9 protein-coding genes are annotated in these 16,759 nt (G+C 60.9%); 6 read left to right on the top strand and 3 right to left on the bottom strand.

The annotated features are described in order from the left end of the window. Window positions 1-36: 36 nt before the first annotated feature. The 3 genes from MF268_RS10210 (at window position 37) to murJ (ending at window position 5,640) form a co-directional block, all read left to right on the top strand. Window positions 37-1,212, top strand: coding sequence for a penicillin-binding protein activator (locus tag MF268_RS10210; RefSeq protein ID WP_238370769.1), 1,176 nt, complete (start codon window positions 37-39; stop codon window positions 1,210-1,212). After that, window positions 1,172-4,000, top strand: coding sequence for a [protein-PII] uridylyltransferase (locus tag MF268_RS10205; RefSeq protein ID WP_420485427.1), 2,829 nt, complete (start codon window positions 1,172-1,174; stop codon window positions 3,998-4,000). Before MF268_RS10210 ends, MF268_RS10205 begins: the two co-directional genes overlap by 41 nt. 98 nt (window positions 4,001-4,098) lie before the next feature. Continuing rightward, window positions 4,099-5,640 carry a murein biosynthesis integral membrane protein MurJ gene (gene murJ / locus MF268_RS10200; protein ID WP_238370768.1) on the top strand — a complete coding sequence of 514 codons (1,542 nt, stop codon included), beginning with the start codon at window positions 4,099-4,101 and terminating at the stop codon, window positions 5,638-5,640. A gap of 257 nt (window positions 5,641-5,897) precedes the next feature. On the opposite strand, the gene MF268_RS10195 is transcribed toward murJ, so the two are convergent. Continuing rightward, window positions 5,898-6,587, bottom strand: coding sequence for a rhomboid family intramembrane serine protease (locus MF268_RS10195; RefSeq protein WP_238370767.1), 690 nt, complete (start codon window positions 6,585-6,587; stop codon window positions 5,898-5,900). A gap of 89 nt (window positions 6,588-6,676) precedes the next feature. On the opposite strand from MF268_RS10195, the gene trpS reads away from it, so the two are divergent. From trpS to MF268_RS10180, 3 genes are all read left to right on the top strand, one after another. Further along, on the top strand, window positions 6,677-7,699 hold the full coding sequence (trpS, locus tag MF268_RS10190) for a tryptophan--tRNA ligase (protein ID WP_238370766.1): 1,023 nt from the start codon (window positions 6,677-6,679) through the stop codon (window positions 7,697-7,699). A 434-nt stretch (window positions 7,700-8,133) separates the two neighbouring features. After that, window positions 8,134-8,676: a VPLPA-CTERM sorting domain-containing protein gene (locus MF268_RS10185; RefSeq protein ID WP_238370765.1), complete on the top strand. Its 543-nt coding sequence runs from the start codon at window positions 8,134-8,136 to the stop codon at window positions 8,674-8,676. Window positions 8,677-8,817: 141 nt separating this feature from the next. After that, the gene (locus MF268_RS10180; protein ID WP_238370764.1) at window positions 8,818-9,678 is read left to right on the top strand and encodes a branched-chain amino acid aminotransferase; all 861 of its coding nucleotides are present in this window, start codon (window positions 8,818-8,820) and stop codon (window positions 9,676-9,678) included. 306 nt (window positions 9,679-9,984) lie between these two features. Here the strand turns inward: MF268_RS10180 and MF268_RS10175 are convergent, their stop codons facing one another. Together MF268_RS10175 and MF268_RS10170 are read right to left on the bottom strand one after the other, a co-directional pair. After that, window positions 9,985-13,134, bottom strand: a complete 3,150-nt coding sequence (locus tag MF268_RS10175; RefSeq protein ID WP_238370763.1) for a hypothetical protein — start codon at window positions 13,132-13,134, stop codon at window positions 9,985-9,987. A 37-nt stretch (window positions 13,135-13,171) separates the two neighbouring features. Next, window positions 13,172-16,714, bottom strand: coding sequence for a coiled-coil domain-containing protein (locus MF268_RS10170; RefSeq protein ID WP_238370762.1), 3,543 nt, complete (start codon window positions 16,712-16,714; stop codon window positions 13,172-13,174). Between the last annotated feature and the right edge of the window lie 45 nt (window positions 16,715-16,759).

Genomic DNA, 16,759 nt, shown 5'->3' with positions numbered 1-16,759 from the left:
GGAGCCAATCCGCCGTTTCGAGGGAGAGACAAGACCATGTTCGCCGTTTTTGCCGGGGCCCGCAAGGCAGCCCTTCTTTGTGTAACCTTGGCTGCCGGCCTTGTTCTTTCCGCTTGTGACACCGCCGGTGTCGGCTCTGGCGGTCCGCGGATCGATACCTCGGCCCCGGTGCCCGTCGCGCTGCTCGTGCCGCGCGGGTCGGCCCAGTCGGGCGATGCGATCCTTGCGCAAAGCCTTGAAAACGCGGCACGTCTTGCGATTTCGGACCTGAACGGCGTGCAGGTTGACCTGCGGGTCTATGATACCGCCGGAAATGCGGCGACCGCGGCGAATGTCGCCAATCAGGCGGTGGACGACGGCGCCAAGATCATCCTCGGGCCGGTCTATGCGGAATCCGCCAACGCGGTTGGTCTTGCGGTTGCCAATCGCGACGTCAACGTGCTCAGCTTTTCGAACAACCCGACAATCGCGGGCGGCAACGTGTTCATCCTCGGGCCGACCTTCGACAACACGGCCTCGCGGCTGGCCAATTACGCGGCCCGTCAGGGTAAGCGCAACGTGCTTGTGGTGCATGGCAGCGACCTTGCCGAGCAGGCCGGGCGTGACGCGGTACAAAGAGCGCTTTCGCGGTCGGCCGCGTCCTCGGTCGGCACCGTTGCCTACGAACAGTCGCAGCAGGGCGTGATTGCGGCGATCCCGCGCATCAAGAGCGAGATCGAGAGCACCGGCGCGGATGCGATGTTTCTAACGGCCAATACCGCGGGGGCGTTGCCGCTTCTGACGCAGCTTCTGCCCGAGGCAGGCGTCTCCAGCCCAGCGACCCAGTTCATCGGTCTGACCCGCTGGGATATTCCATCGCAGACGCTGGAACTGCCCGGTGTGCAGGGGGGCTGGTTCGCGCTGCCCGATCCGGTGAAATCCGATCAGTTCCGCGCCCGCTATACGTCCTCTTTCGGCAATGCTCCGCACCCGATCGGCAGCCTTGCCTATGACGGGATCGCCGCCATCGGTGCGCTCGTCGGTTCCGGCAACCCGAATGCGCTGAGCGGTGCAAGCCTGACACAGGGCGCGGGTTTCCAAGGTGTTGGCGGTATCTTCAGACTATTGCCTGATGGTACGAACCAGCGCGGCCTGGCGGTCGCGACGATTCAGAACAGACAGGTTGTTGTAGTTGACCCAGCCCCGGCAAGTTTCTCAGGCGCTGGCCTCTAGCGCCGCGCAGGTCGCAAATTCGGCCCCCGTTGAAACCGGGGCGCTGATCTGCGACCCCAAGAATATCTTCGACAGAGACAGCATCATTGCCCGCATCGACAAGATCGCGGGCAATGGTCTTGAGCCGGGCAAATTCCGTAACGAGGTTGTGCGTATCCTGCGTGACGCGAATGAAACCGGCCGCGCCGCCATCGCCACCGCTTTCGAGGCCAGCCCGTTCGAGGCGCGCCCCCTCACCCGATCCTATTCCCATCTGACCGACGGTCTGGTGACTACGGCGCTCTACGTGGCGCAGACCCATCTGCATCCGATCTCCAACCCGACCTCGGGCGAAAAGATCGCGCTGATCGGAGTCGGCGGCTATGGACGGGGCGAAATGGCGCCGTTCTCGGATGTCGACCTGCTCTTCCTGACGCCCTACAAGATCACCGCCTGGGCCGAGAGCGTCATTGAATCGATGCTCTATATCCTCTGGGATCTCAAGCTGAAGGTCGGTCATTCCAGCCGCACGATCCGCGACTGCATCCGCCTCGGCTCCGATGATTTCACCATCCGCACGGCGCTGCTCGAACATCGCTTCCTTGCGGGAGACCGGGCGCTTTACGACAATCTCGACCGTCGGCTGAAAAAAGACCTGTTTTCCTCAGGAGAGCGGGAATTCACCGAAGCCAAGCTGGAAGAGCGCGACAGGCGCCACCTGCGGCAGGGTGAACGCTATATGGTCGAACCCAATGTCAAAGAGGGCAAGGGCGGGCTGCGCGACCTGCAATCGCTGTTTTGGATCGCCAAGTACCTCCACAATGTGGAACGCAGTTCAGATTTGGTTTCTCTCGGCATGTTCCGCCCCAGCGAATATGACCGTTTCATCCGGGCGGAAGATTTCCTCTGGGCAGTGCGCTCGCATATGCATCTGGTGACCGGGCGCGCGACCGAGCAGCTTACCTTTGACCTTCAGGTCGATGTGGCCGAGCGGATGGGCTACAAGGACAAGGCCGGGCGGCGCGGTGTCGAAATTTTCATGCAGGAATATTTCCGCCATGCCACGGCTGTGGGCGACCTGACCCGCATCTTCCTGACCAAGCTCGAGGCGCTGCACGTCAAGTCCGAACCCCTGCTCGAGCGGATCTTCCGGCGCAAGCGCAAGGTCAAGCCCGGCTATGTGATGATCAACAACCGGCTGGCGGTCGAAGACCCGGATGAATTCCTGACCGACAAGTTGAACCTGCTGCGTCTGTTCGAGGAAGCGCTGCGCACCGGCATGCTGATCCATCCGGACGCGATGCGGCTGGTGACGGCCAATCTCGACCTGATTGACGACGAGATGCGCAACAACAAGGAAGCGCGGCAGATCTTTTTGGGCCTGCTTCTGCGCCACGGAAATCCGGAGCGCGCGCTGCGCCGGATGAACGAACTTGGCGTGCTCTCTGCTTTCCTCCCCGAATTTGAACCCATCGTCGCGATGATGCAGTTCAACATGTATCACAGCTATACAGTGGACGAGCATACCATCCAGTGCATCGCCAACCTTGCCCAGATCGAAAAGGGCGAGCTGGTCGAAAGCCTGCCGATCGTCACCGGCATTCTCAAGGACGGGGTGAACCGCAAGATCCTCTATACGGCTCTGCTGCTGCATGACATCGGCAAGGGCCGCCCCGAGGATCATTCGATCCTTGGCGCGCAGATTGCGCGCAAGGTCGCGCCGCGACTGGGGCTAAACAAGCAGGACAGTGAAACGGTGGAATGGCTTGTGCGCTATCACCTGCTGATGTCGGACATGGCCCAGAAACGCGATATCGCCGACCCGCGCACGGTGCGCGACTTCGCGAAGGCGGTGCAGACCGTCAAACGGCTCGACCTGCTGACCGTGCTCACGGTCTGCGATATCAGGGGCGTCGGGCCGAACGTCTGGAACAACTGGAAAGCGACGCTGATCCGCAGCCTCTATCGCCAGACCCGCCGCGCGCTGGAAACCGGGATGGAGGATCTCAACCGCGAGAACCGCGGTGCCGAGGCGCGCAAGGCGCTGCGCGAGGCCCTGCCCGACTGGTCGAAATCGGCGCTCAAACTGGCAACCAGCCGTCACTACCCGCCCTACTGGCAGGGGCTGCATACGACGGCGCATGTGGATTTCGCGCGTATGCTGCGCGAACTGGAATCGCTGCACGATCCGAGCAAAATCCTCATCAACCTGCACCCGGACGAAGATCGCGATGCGACCCGGGCCTGTTTCGTGATGGCCGATCACCCGGGCATCTTCGCCCGGCTGGCCGGGGCGCTGGCACTGGTCGGGGCCAACGTGGTCGATGCGCGCAGCTATACGACCAAGGACGGTTACGTCACCGATGCCTACTGGATACAGGACAGCGACGGCAAACCCTATGAGACATCGCGCCTGCCGCGCCTGACCCAGATGATCGAAAAGACCCTGCGCGGCGAGGTTCTCGCCCGCGAAGCGCTCAAGTCCAAGGACAAGATCAAAAAGCGTGAAAAGGCCTTTGACGTGCCGACCCATATCACCTTCGACAACGAGGGCTCGGATATCTATACGATCATCGAGGTCGACACCCGCGACCGGCCAGGCCTGCTCTACGATCTGGCGCGTACGCTGGCCGGGGCGAATGTCTATATCGCCAATGCGGTCATCGCGACCTTTGGTGAGCAGGTGGTGGACACCTTCTATGTCAAGGACATGTTTGGCCTGAAATACCATTCTGAATCCAAGCAGCGTTCGCTTGAGGCCAAGCTGCGCCATGCGATCATCGAAGGCGTCGAACGGGCCGACAAGTAACGCAGCCCTTACGAGAGACCGGCTTTCCCTGAGTCCGGAAAGCCGGTAATCTGGCCCGAACAGACTCCGCAAGGGGCGCCCTTTTCTACAGGCAAACCATGAAACCGATCCGCTTGATGTCCGGCTTTCTGACCGTCGGCGTCTGGACCCTGCTCAGCCGTATCCTCGGCTTTGTGCGCGATGCGATGATCCTTGCCTTTCTGGGCACGGGACCGCTCTATGAGGCCTATGTGGTGGCCTTTCGCCTGCCCAACATGTTCCGCCGCTTCTTTGCCGAGGGCGCGTTCAACATGGCCTTTGTGCCGATGTTCTCCAAGCGGCTGGAGTCGGGCGGCGACGCGCAGGATTTCGCAGAGCAGGCCCTGGCCGGTCTAGCCAGCGTTCTGATCGTACTGACGCTGATCGCCCAAGCAGCGATGCCTTGGCTGATCCTTGCGCTGGCCAGCGGCTTTGCCGGAGAGGAAACCTTTGATCTGTCGGTGGAATTCGCGCGGATCACCTTTCCCTACATCCTGTTCGTCTCGATCGCCGCGCTGCTCTCGGGCGTGCTGAACGCCACCGGGCGCTTCGCTGCCGCTGCCGCCGCGCCGGTGCTGCTGAATGTCATCCTCATCACCGCCATGGCCCTGACCGCATGGGCCGGGGCCGATGTGGCCCGCGCCCTGATCTGGGGTATTCCCGTCGCGGGCGTCGCGCAGATGGTGCTGGTCTGGGTCGCCGCCCGCCGCGCCGGTTTTCCGCTGCGCCTGCGCCGGCCGCGCCTCTCGCCCGAGCTGGGACGGCTGGTGCGGGTCGCCGTGCCAGCCGCGCTGGCCGGGGGCGTCGTGCAAGTGAACCTGCTCGTCGGACAACAGGTGGCCAGCTATTTCGACCGGGCCGTGGGCTGGCTGTATGCGGCGGACAGGCTCTACCAGCTGCCACTGGGCGTGGTGGGCATTGCCATCGGCGTGGTGCTTTTGCCCGACCTTTCCCGCCGCCTTGCCGCCAAGGACGATGCCGGCGGGCGGGCCGCGCTCAGCCGGGCTGCCGAAGTGTCGCTGGCGCTCACCATCCCCTCGGCCGTGGCGCTGATTGTGATCCCGCTGCCGCTCGTGTCGGTCCTGTTCCAGCGGGGCGAGGCGACCTATGCGGACAGCGTCGCCATTGCCAGCGCGGTTGCGATCTATGGTCTGGGCCTTCCCGCTTTCGTTCTGCAAAAGATCCTGCAACCGCTCTATTTCGCGCGCGAAGATACCCGCTCGCCTTTTCGCTATGCCGTTGTTTCTATGGTGATAAACGCGGTGGCAGCTCTTGGGCTGGCGCCGGTTGTCGGCTGGCTGGCGCCTGCCATTGCCACGACGCTGGCGGGCTGGGCGATGGTTGTGCTCCTGATGCGAGGCGCGCGAGACATGGGTGACGTGGCGCGGTTCGACGCACGGTTTCACACGCGGCTCTGGCGGATCTGCCTTGCTGCCGCGCTGATGGGCGCGGCGCTTTGGGGCGGGGCCGAACTGCTGGAACCCTATCTGTTCGCCGCTGGCTGGCGCTATCTCGCGCTGGCGGGGCTGGTGGTGTTTGGCATCATCCTGTTCTTTGCCATCGCACAGGCAATTGGCGGCGTGAAACTCTCGGATTTCAAGCGAACGCTTACAAGACGCTAATGCGCTGGAACCTTTTTGATCACGCGGGCGTTAGTGGTCAAATCATGGCTGCGGCGACACACCTGCCCGGCCCCAAAAGGAGAGATTACATGCGTTCCATCATCTATATCGTCGGGCTTGTCGTCGTAGTTCTGGCCATTTTGTCCTTTATCGGACTGGCCTGATCTGGCTCGGATACCAATAGTTTAGTACCCCTCGAGTTATCATACGCTCAAGTTAATCAGTTCGCCGCCGCTTCCTCCTGGAATGCGGCGGTTTTACTTTTCCTGCCGCAGTTTCGCGAGGATCTTTGCCCAGCCGCCGGGCACCAGCAGGAAGGACAGCATGAAGCCCGTGGCAAAGCCCGCCAGATCGGCGACCCAATCCTTGGAAACCTCGAAGACCAGGGCGAAGATCAACTGGATTCCCATCAGAAACCCGATCAGCGTAAAGGCCCGGAACTGGTTTTCCCCGACCAGCGACATCTTGCGCCAGAGCAGCCATGTAAAGGCCCCGATTAGCCCGTAAACCGGCGGAAACGACCCGATCAGCGGCAGCGCCCCGTCGGTCAGCACGGCATAGGCCAGCGCGCCGACGATGGCCGAAATGAAATAGACCGCGAGAAAGGCAACGGGGCCAAAGACTTCGGCGACCATCTTGCCCATCGCCAGCATCATGACCCCGGCAAAGATCGTCTGCGTGAAACTCACATGGATGAAGGGGTAGCTGATAAAGCGGATCAGGTGTTCCGCAGGCCATTGTCCGGTGTCCCACATCCAGCGCAGGATTTCGCCCGAGAACCCATAGCGTTGCAGCGCGGTCAGCCGCCAGCCAACGGCCGAGGGTCCGCCGGCCAGCCCGTTGCTCCCGGCCTGAAAATACAGCTCGATTGCCAGAAGGATGAGGAACAGCGCAACCACGACCGGTGGCAGCGGATTGACCGCATTGTTGGGATTGGATGGGGTCATGGGTAAGGCTCCTGTCCGGCTTCTTGACGCCGCTTTGGTGCATGGGTAAGCGAGGCAGGCCGAGTTTTCCAGCCGGGAGTGTCAAAGACATGAGCGAAACGACCTTTACGCCACGGGTTTTCTCCGGGATCCAGCCATCGGGCAACCTGCATCTGGGCAATTATCTGGGCGCGCTCAAGCGGTTCGTCGATACCCAGAACGCAGGCAGCGCCGAGACGGTTTATTGCATGGTCGATCTGCACGCAATCACGGTCTGGCAATCCCCGGCGGATCTCAAGCGTCAGACGCGTGAGCTTTGCGCCGGTTTCATCGCCGCCGGGATCGACCCGACGAAATCCATCCTCATCAACCAGAGCCAAGTGCCGGAGCATGCTCAGCTTGCGTGGATCTTCAACTGTGTCGCGCGGATGGGCTGGATGGGCCGCATGACCCAGTGGAAAGACAAGGCGGGCAAGAATGCCGAGGCGGCCTCGCTTGGGCTGTTCGCCTACCCCGCGCTGATGGCAGCGGACATCCTGATCTACCACGCGACCCATGTGCCGGTCGGCGAGGACCAGAAACAGCATATCGAGCTGACCCGCGACATCGCCACCAAGTTCAACCATGACTATGAGGTGGACTTCTTCCCGATCACCGAGCCGGTCATCGAAGGCGCTGCGACGCGGGTCATGTCCCTCCGCGACGGCACCAAGAAGATGAGCAAATCGGACCCGTCGGACGCCAGCCGGATCAACCTGACCGACGATGCGGACACCATCGCCAAGAAGATCCGCAAGGCCAAGACCGACCCCGAGGTGCTGCCCTCCGAGGCAGCGGGGCTGGAGAACCGCCCGGATGCGCGCAACCTCGTGAACATCTATGCGGGCCTGTCCGATCAGAGCGTCGATCAGGTGCTGGCCGAGGTTGGCGGGATGCAGTTCGGCACCTTCAAACCGATGCTGGCGGAACTGGCCGTGGCGCGGCTTTCGCCGATCACGACCGAGATGTCGCGGCTGATGGACGACCAGTCCGAGATCGACCGCATCCTTGCCCAGGGGGCCGAGCGGGCGCGGGCGATTGCCAGCCCGATCCTGCAGAAAACCTATGACATCGTGGGTATGGTCGGCGCCTGACGCACGACCGTATCGTCCTGTCAAACCGAAAGCTTTTAACTGGTTAACGCGGTGGTTTCGACCACGCGCGGCCACCCGCTTGCGTTGCATTACACAACCATAAGTAGCCAAAATTTCGCCACATTTCAGGTTTTCGCCACATTTGGGCGGAGAGAATCACCTGTCCAAAAACCGGGAAAATCCGGAGTTTACGCCACGTTTGTTTCTATTTCGTCAATTATAACGCAAAGCAAAGAGTTGTTCACAGTATTTAGAAACAATTTAAACGTGTTAGCCACCGTTGTATTGCAGGAAAAGTGGCAAAATCTTGGCGAATAGGCGGTTTTTTGCGATAAAATCGTTGAAGCGCCCCTGCCTAATTTGTTAACAGAGTACGACGATCTGCGCTGTGTTGTATCTGGTAGGTCGGGTAACAAGGAAATGGGAAAATAGATATGATCGAAAAAATTAAAATGCTGGGCCTCGCCACAGCTTTCGCCGTTGCGGCGCCCCTCGCGGCATCCGCAGCGACTATTTCGGGCCAAATCGATATCGGCGGCACCGTGAACCTCGACAACTCTGACTTCATGGCCGGCGATGCTGGCGTTGCAGACGTCGACCTGAACGACCCGGGTTTCGTCGTAATCGGCACCGAGTCCTTTGCTGGCCTGACCCTTGGCCAGTCGGTTTCGCTGTTTGACATCGACTTCGATGCACCCGGCGTGATCTGGGAAGTGGCAAACTTTGTCTTCACGGCAACCTCCTTTGCCATCGACACGGCTGAAAACGCTTTCACCGCTGTTGGCACCATCTCGGACACCGATGGTGTGCTGGAAGACGGTGCTGGCTTCATGCAGTTCACCACGCAGAACGGTCAAACTCTCGTATCGTTCTCCTCGACCACGACCACTCCGGTCCCGGTTCCGGCCGCTGGCCTGATGCTGATCACCGGTCTGGGCGGTCTGGCAGCTGCACGTCGTCGTCGCAAAGCCGCCTGATCTTTCCGATCAGACAAGAATTTCTGAAAGAGCCCCGTTTTCGGGGCTCTTTCTTTTTGCGCCATCGGTCTGGCCCCGCGCTCTGGACCTTGCCCCCGCTTCGCCCGTACAGTCCGGCCAAAGCAGACGGGAGAGAGCAAGATGGCCACCGGCAAGAACATCCGCACCTATTTCAACGGCACATGGCATGACGGGAACGCGCCGATCATGCGCGCGGCGGATCATGGCGCCTGGCTTGGCTCTTCGGTCTTTGACGGCGCGCGTTACGTCAATGGGCTGACCCCCGATCTTGAACCCCATTGCGCGCGGGTGAACCGCTCAGCCGAGGCGCTGATGCTGACCCCGAGTGTCTCGGTCGAGGAGATGATGGCGATCACCCACGAGGGTCTTGCCGCCTATGACAAGGGCAGCGCTGTCTATATCCGCCCGATGTACTGGGGCATCGACGGGGACGAGACCGCGATCATCCCGCAGGGCGAAACGGGCTTTGCGCTCTGCCTCGAAGAGATCCCGATGGCCCCCGAGACCGCCAGTGCCACCCTGACCCGGACCCGGTTCCGCCGCCCTGTGCAAGAGGACGCGGTGGTCAATGCAAAGGCGGGCTGCCTTTACCCGAACAACGCCCGGATGCTGGCCGAAGCGCGGCGCAAGGGGTTCAGCAACGCGCTGGTGGCCGATGCGATGGGCAATGTCGCGGAAACCGCCACGGCCAATGTCTTCATGGCGCGGGATGGAGAGGTTTTCACTCCGATTGCGAATGGCACATTTCTGGCCGGGATCACCCGTGCGCGGCATATGTCGAACATGCGGGCCGAGGGGATGGTGGTGCATGAAACCGTGCTGACATTCGAAGATTTCGACACGGCGGACGAGGTTTTCCTTTCCGGCAACATGAACAAGGTCACGCCGGTCAGCGCCTTTGACGATCGCCAGTACCAGATCGGACCGATCACACGAAAAGTGCGCGAGATGTACTGGGACTGGGCGAACTCGGAAAAGTGAGACGCAGATTTCGGCGCGCGGAGGGTCTATCGCGCGTCGGTTAATTTGGGATTTCCTTGGCGTGCGGGCTGGGGCCGCAAGCCGGATACGTACCATCTAACGTGCTGTTATTTAACCGTATTGCAGCCAGCCACGTCTATTGAATAGGCTTCCGGAAAGCAATGCGAACCTTGCGGCAGGCGGGGCATCATGCCCCTGCGGCGGCATTCCTAAACAGCAATGACCCGCCGAAAACGGGGGGCACCTGCTGTACACCCCCTGTACACCCCCCGTGCATCGGATGGGCACCGCCCGAGGGGATTACGCTCAGGCGACCAACGCGGGATAGCTGCGAATCACCTTGATATTGTCGCTCGTAACCCTCGCCCCGGCGCGCGCCATCGTGGCAAAGATCGCGGCGGCGTCGGCCATCGGCTTGTGCGCCGAGCTGCCCGTGGCCGCCATCGGCTGGTAGGCGGCAAAGGCCTCTCCAAGGCGGTCGAGGTAATCGTTGATCTCGAGCTGCTTGTCGAGAATCCGCTGCACATCGTCCGGGATCTGCGGCACCGGCGCGTTATCATCCTGAGGATCGTCGCTCGCGGCTTTTTCGCGGGCAGCCTTGAAGGCCGAGGTGTCATCCCAGCCGGGGTTCTGCGCAATTACCCCGAGCAGCCGGTCGATAGCCGGGGTTGCAAGGCTGCCTTCGGCGAGCGGCGGCTGGGCTGACTTGGCGGCAGCGGCCTTGAAGCTGGTCCAGACGGAGAGATCGAGCGCCGGATCGCCGGGAGCCCATTTGTTGTCTTTCTTGTATTCGACGGCCATGACCACCGGATCGTCGGCGAGTTCGTTTTCGAGATAGGCGACGAGACGGACGCAGATGTCCTGGTCGTTCTGGATCGCGGCGACGGTCAGACCGGTTGCCTTGATCGCCTGTTTCGCGGCGGTATCGTTCATCATGGCCGCACCATAGGCGATGCAGCACTTGGCCAGAGTCGAGTTCAGCCGCAGCGCCTTGCGGGCCTTTTTGCGGTTGCCGGGATTGGAACGGGCCTCTTTATAGACCTTCCAGCCGTTCTTGATGTCGGCCTCTTTCTGCATCTTGTAGCCGTAGTTCACCACGGCCGAGGCCATGCTGGCACCGGCAGACACACCGGCGGCTGTCCCGGTCGGGTCGAACATCTTGGCCACTTCGGCAGAGGCCTTGAGTGCCGAGAGAATCGCGACAATCGCTGCCTGCGAAAGATGGATGCGGGCATTGCGCACGGCATTATGGATCGCCGCCGCCGCCCCGCCCTGCCCGGCCATCGCCACATCCATGCTGTCGCACCATGTGTTGTGAACCTCGACACATTTAACGAGGAGATAGATGTCACGGGCGAGCGCCTGCGCGGATGCGGCGGCGCTTGCCCCTGGCACGAGGGCAGAGATAACACCAGCCGCGCCGCCCGACAGGCTGTTGATCAGCGCGACCTTGGCCCGGAGCGCGGCCGTGTTGGCCATCGCCCGGTCGATTGCGGCCTGTGCCTCGATCACCTCTTCGGGAGTACGGTCGGTCAGGCCCGGATCGGGGAAGGCCTTGGAATACTGGGCCTCGAAATCGCCCATCGCGCCGTCGATATCCTCCATCATCGCCTTGATGACTTCGGGGTCCATTGCCTTTTCAAGCTCTTCCTCGGCCTGTTTCTGCTGCGCGCCTTCGACCTCGGTGCTGATCATGCTTTCCAGCAGTTTCTGGCTTTCCTCGCTCATCGGCGGGACCTTGGCCTTCATCTGGCCGATAGCGACGCCTTCGGTGGAGCCGATGGATTTCTGCAGCGCCTCGAGCGCGGCCGCAGATCCCTTGTCCTGACCCGACTCCTGATTGCTGCCGGTGGTTTCCGTATGGGAGCCGACGACCGGGGCCTCCTCGCTTGCGCGGCGAGCGCCTTCGAGGCTGTCCACGTCTTCGCGGACCGCGTCATAGATGACCTCTGAGGTGGTACCAAAGACGGTGGCGACGGCCATGCCGCCAAGCAGCATCCCGACTGTTTTCATGTCGCCGCGCTTGACTGCCTCGTAGATCGCAACACCGTTACCCGCCTGCGAAATCGCCAGTTTCAACGCGCTGGCAAGCTGCGCGAATTCGGCCTTGGCATCCGTGTCGGCCTGTTTCTGAGCTTTCTGCTCCTCTTCGCTGGCGTTCTTGTCGACCGTGTTGATCTGCGAGGCCGCGGCGGTAATAGAGCTGGCAACGCAGGTGGCAAGGTCCCCGACCGCCTTCGCAATCATCAGGGCGCGTTTGGCCTCGTCCGGTTCTTTCCAGATCGCGTGTACCGCCGGCACCAGACGCGCGGCGGTGAATCCGGCCTGAAGCGAACAGGTGACGCAGGTGATCAGACCAGCCTCGGACTTGCCGTTATCGCTGGAACCGGCGAGGATCGAGGTGGAGGCAGCCGAAATCGCCATGCCCTGCGCGATTTCCAGCCCCTTGCCTACTGTCTTGGTCCATTTTGTCCAGTTGTCCTGATCCTTGGGAGCGTAGTGGTGTTCGACCCCAAGTTCGACGAGGGAGATACCGCCGTTCAACAGCGCGGTGCCCGCGTCGATGTATTTAGGGATGTTCTGCAATTCACGGACCTGCTGGTCCTTGGCGTCGATCTGGGTCTGGAGCGCCGAGGTATCGGCGTTGGGATCCGCCTTGAGCAGCTGTTCTTTTTCCAGCTTGAGATCGTTCATTTCCTGTTGCTTGCCAGCGACTTCGACGGAATTGGCCATGGTAAAAGACCCGGAGACGATAGCGCCGGTCACGGTTACGGTTTCCTTGGCGATGCGCAGGCCAAAGGCCCAGGCGTCCTGGGTCTTGGTGTGAGTCTTGCTATAGGCGTCGATCCGGTCGGCATAGAGTTTTTGCGCACCCTTGAAGGCAATCGCATGTTCCGAGAAATCGTCGGGCACCATGTTGTCGGGGATCAGCCCCGAGCGGACCATCGGCGTCCAGAGTTCGTTGCGGATCTCCTCGTCAGAGAAAAGCCGTTCGCCGTTTTCATCCAGTTGCATCTGCATGGATTTCTGAAGGTTCAGGATCTGGGTAAAGCTGTCGTGTAGCTTTTTCAGCTGGCCCGGGTCGATGTTCAGGACGGAGTCGTCGATATCGTCGACCGTATCGACCTCGACATCGGCGCGGAGTTCGTATTTCGACAGGATGCTCTTGTTCGTATCCTCGTCAGTGGCCCGCCAGATCAGATCCTGCGTGTTGCTGGTGCCCGCGATCTTGCGCCAGAGCGCCTTGACCGCGTTGGGATCGTCCTGTTGCTGGATGACAATCTTTTGCGCCTCGTCGATGTCGTCATGCAGGTCGCCCAGCGCTTTGCGGATCGTGTCGTTCAGGATCGCCTGCTTTTTCTCGTCCTGTACCGCCTGTGCGGATACGGTATTTGCGTCGATCTTCTTGCCTGCGACCCAACCTACCCATTCGATCTGCTGTTCACTCAAAGCCATCTGTTTTCCTCGCTTAACTGGTTGTCGCCCGGGTCGATCAGACCGGCTTGAGTTTCGTCAGGACCATCACGTCAAAGCTGTGCATCGCCCCAAGGAAGGGAGCCCAGCTCTTGATGGAGAAGGGATTGTTGCGATAGACGCCCAGCGCGGGGTGGCTGTCTATCTGCTGGCGGATACGCCTGATTTCAGCGAGCGCCTTTTCGCGTACCGTGGCCAGCGCCGCCTTGCGGGCGGCGGCATCATCCGTGATCCGCAGAGCATTGGTGGCCTCTTGCGGGAGGCTGGTGTCGAGCGTCAGGATCTGGTCGAAATTGCCCGTGGTGATGAGATCGAGCGTCTTGGCGGCGGCCTCGGCGGCGTCGCGTATTTCGGTCGTCTGGCGGTCGGCCTCAGTCTGATCCATCCCGTCTTGGGGTTCGACCGTAGTCTCGGCCGCCTTTTTGCGGATTTCGGCCGCGACGGCGGCGGCCTCTTTGCTGACATCGGCAAATTTCGATTTCAGCGCGCTTTCCCACTTGGCGAAATCGACCCCTTCGCCCTTGCCGGCCGCGATATTGCTAAGGTTGCTTACCTCTTCCTTAAGCTGGGCGGCCTGCACCTTGAGCTGGCGGAGCTGGTCGGCGGCATCGACGGGATCCTTGTTCTTTTTCAGTACGTCGAGCTGGGATTTCAGCGCCTTTTCCACATCCATGTATTCTTCATAGGTGGCCAGCGTGCGCTTGCTGTCCTTGAGGATCTTTTTCACCTTGTCCAGATCGTCGTCGATTGCCTTGGTGTCGGTCTCGACAGCTGTCTTGGCGGTGGTGATCTTGTCCTGTCCCGCGCCTTCGCTCTTGAGGAAAGCGGCGAGTTTCTTGATGGCTTCCTTGCTGTCGAGCTTGCCCAGTTCGGTCAGCTTGTCCTGCATATCCTGCTTGATCTTGGTCACATCGGCGCGTGCGCCTTCGATCCCGGTGCCGGATTTGGTTTCCAGCTTGGCACGGGCGGTCTTGATGCGGTCCTTGAACAGACCTTCGAGCCCGTCCTTTTTCAGCGCGGGCGAGATCTTGTCGAGGTTGGTCTTCATCTCCGCGATCAGCGGGGCAAGTTCGGCCGTATCCCCCGGCGCGGCAACATAGGTCCCCTGAAGCGAGCCGGGTGCGCCGTCGACGATTTCCTGAAGTTTCTGGACGAGGTTCGGCTTGTCGCCCCGGCGGCCGTTGCGCAGGGTCGATTCCACTTGTTCTACGAGCTTCTCGACCTCTTCAAAGTCCTTCTTGAGCTTTTCCGCGCTGGTTTTGTGATTGGTCAGATCGGTGTGGAAAATATCAACCCGGCGCTTTGCCTCGGCGGGCAGAAGATCGCGTTTGTAGCTGTCCTTGAAACTGTCGAACTTGGTGCGGGTATCAAAGAAACCGTCGGGAATCCACGTGGCGAAAAGCTTGTCGGCGATCAGCGTATCGCATTTGATGACCGTCTTTCTGACGTGCTCGTAGTCCTCGCTGCCCGCCGAGATTGCGGCGAAATCGGCCTCGGCCTTGGCGGTTGCATCGTTGATTGCCTCGACGCAATCGGGCGCCGAACTGTTTGCTAGCATTTCCAGCATGTTGGCCTGTTGCAGCAGGTTTTCCATCGCCTCGCGTGGGATCTTGTGGTCGCCGCGCCGGTCCACAGTGCCATCATGCTTGGTCTGGATTTCGTAGTAATGGGTCGTGCCGTCCTTTTCGAGGATCAGCAGCTTGTCCTCGGGGACGGAATCGAGCTGGGATTCCTGCAGTTCCTTGGTGTTATAGACGTCGAGCAGACCGCCGATCAGCTTGTTGCGGGTATCCTTGGCCTTGTCCCGTGTGAGCATGTCGCCGACCTGCGGGTTGAAGGCGGAAATCTCTGCGTTCAGTTTCTTTTCATAGGCATCGACCGCTTCGCCGATACGGGTGAAATCGCGCAGCGGCGCGTCCTTGGCCAGTTCCTTGTCATAAACTCCCTGCACCCGGTTCAGCAGCGTGCGCAGCGCGTTGTCCGCATCGCCGCCCTGCCCCCAGAAACGGTCGAGTTTCACGGATAGCTCGGTGAGACGCCGCGCGATCTTTTCCTCGTCCGAGGGGACCTTGGCGACGGGTTCGGGCAGCGCGGAGCGGGCGGCATTGTCAATCTTGGCATGCAGCGCGACGGTGCGGTCGATCGCATATTGCGCCTTGTCCAGTGCCCCGGCGCGGGCGAATTTCTCGGCCTCGTCGAGCATCGCCTTGAGCGTCACATGCTGGGTTTCGTTCAGATAGGTAAGATCGGTTTCATTCGGGAACAGCTTGGCGTCGAGGCGCAGGCGATGGCGTTCGTTGTCGTATTGCGCGCGCAGGTTGTCGATCTGGCCCGGCAGCATCTTGGTGGGGTCATTCTTGTCCTTGCCACCAAGGATCAGAATCTCGCTCGGGTCGCGCGACAGGTCTGTCAGCGGGTTTGGCATGTTGTCCTGCATGGCCTGCGCGGGATCGTCGGACCATACCAGAAGCTCGCTTCGGGCCTCGTCGATCTTGGCGGTGCGCAGAACAAGCTGGTCTTCGTAGGCCTTCAGCTGGCTCTTGCGGGTTTCGAGCTGCTCCATCCGCTCTTTGACTTCACGGTATTCCTTGGCGGCCTTGCGCTTGGCCGAGGGGGTCTCGGCGTTTGCATGCGCGTCTTTCAGTTCGTCCACCTTGACCTTGAGCGCGGTGAGCAGCGTGTCGAGCCGGGCGGTGCTGTCGGTGATGATGTTGAGACGCTCGACCTCGCGCTTGGCGATGTCGTCATTGCCGGTGACGAGTTCGGACAGCTTTTCGCGGGCGCTCCCGCCAATGACCGCGAGCAGGTCTTTTTCGATATCGCCCAGATCGTTACGCAGATCGGACACGATGGCATCGGAGCGGTCCACATACGTCGCGCTGTTGCCCGCGTTTTCCGGCTTTTTGGCTTCGGTCAGCAGGTCGTCAAGCTGGGTCATCGCGGACTTGCAGGCATCGCCATGCTGCTTAAGGAGGTTGATGCGTTTCTGGTCCTCGCCATCATCGGGCAGAGGCATCTTGACCACCTTGTCATTCAGCATGCCCGCGCTTTTGAACTGCGACAGCGCGCCGATGTCGCGCTTGCGGGTAAAAAGCACGCCGACCGCGCCGCTTTGCAAGCTGGGCGGGGTGTCGGGCACACGTTTTTTCAGCTGGTTCAGATTGAAAATCAGGACATCGAGCGCGTTGCGTCCGGTGACAAAACCCGGGTTGTTCGCATCGGCGCTGACCACGGTCACGTTGATCTGCACGCATTCGCGGTTATAGGCGTCATATTCCTTGCCCGCCCGCGAGACCCGGTCGAAGAACAGCTTGGCCGCGTCGGTCAGCCCGTCCTTGGGAGAGCTGCGCTGAAGCTGGCGGGAAGTCTCGAGGCTGGCGGCGATTTCTGCCAGAAGAGCATCGGCCTCGGCCTTCTTTTCGAGATAGGCCTCGTATTCGGCCGTGACCCGGTTGTTGTAATCGATTTCCTTCTTTTTCTTGCCTTTGAAAATCTTTGGATTAGGTACCACGTGCAGGTAGGTGGCCAGAAATTTGAGCTGCACCAAAGACAGATCCGACATACCAACAGTCCTCCCGCGGTCTTAAAAAGGCTTGATAAGGCGGAA

This window comes from Heliomarina baculiformis (assembly GCF_019966545.1).
Taxonomy (GTDB): domain Bacteria; phylum Pseudomonadota; class Alphaproteobacteria; order Rhodobacterales; family Rhodobacteraceae; genus Heliomarina; species Heliomarina baculiformis.
This window is presented reverse-complemented; position numbering and strand designations above follow the sequence as displayed.

What these genes read in the sequence shown, in the direction of transcription:
- MF268_RS10210 (WP_238370769.1), top strand. Translation starts at nt 37, where the DNA reads ATGTTCGCCGTTTTTGCCGGGGCCCGCAAGGCAGCCCTTCTTTGTGTA.
- murJ (WP_238370768.1), top strand. Translation starts at nt 4,099, where the DNA reads ATGAAACCGATCCGCTTGATGTCCGGCTTTCTGACCGTCGGCGTCTGG.
- MF268_RS10195 (WP_238370767.1), bottom strand. Translation starts at nt 6,587, where the DNA reads ATGACCCCATCCAATCCCAACAATGCGGTCAATCCGCTGCCACCGGTC.
- trpS (WP_238370766.1), top strand. Translation starts at nt 6,677, where the DNA reads ATGAGCGAAACGACCTTTACGCCACGGGTTTTCTCCGGGATCCAGCCA.
- MF268_RS10185 (WP_238370765.1), top strand. Translation starts at nt 8,134, where the DNA reads ATGATCGAAAAAATTAAAATGCTGGGCCTCGCCACAGCTTTCGCCGTT.
- MF268_RS10180 (WP_238370764.1), top strand. Translation starts at nt 8,818, where the DNA reads ATGGCCACCGGCAAGAACATCCGCACCTATTTCAACGGCACATGGCAT.
- MF268_RS10175 (WP_238370763.1), bottom strand. Translation starts at nt 13,134, where the DNA reads ATGGCTTTGAGTGAACAGCAGATCGAATGGGTAGGTTGGGTCGCAGGC.
- MF268_RS10170 (WP_238370762.1), bottom strand. Translation starts at nt 16,714, where the DNA reads ATGTCGGATCTGTCTTTGGTGCAGCTCAAATTTCTGGCCACCTACCTG.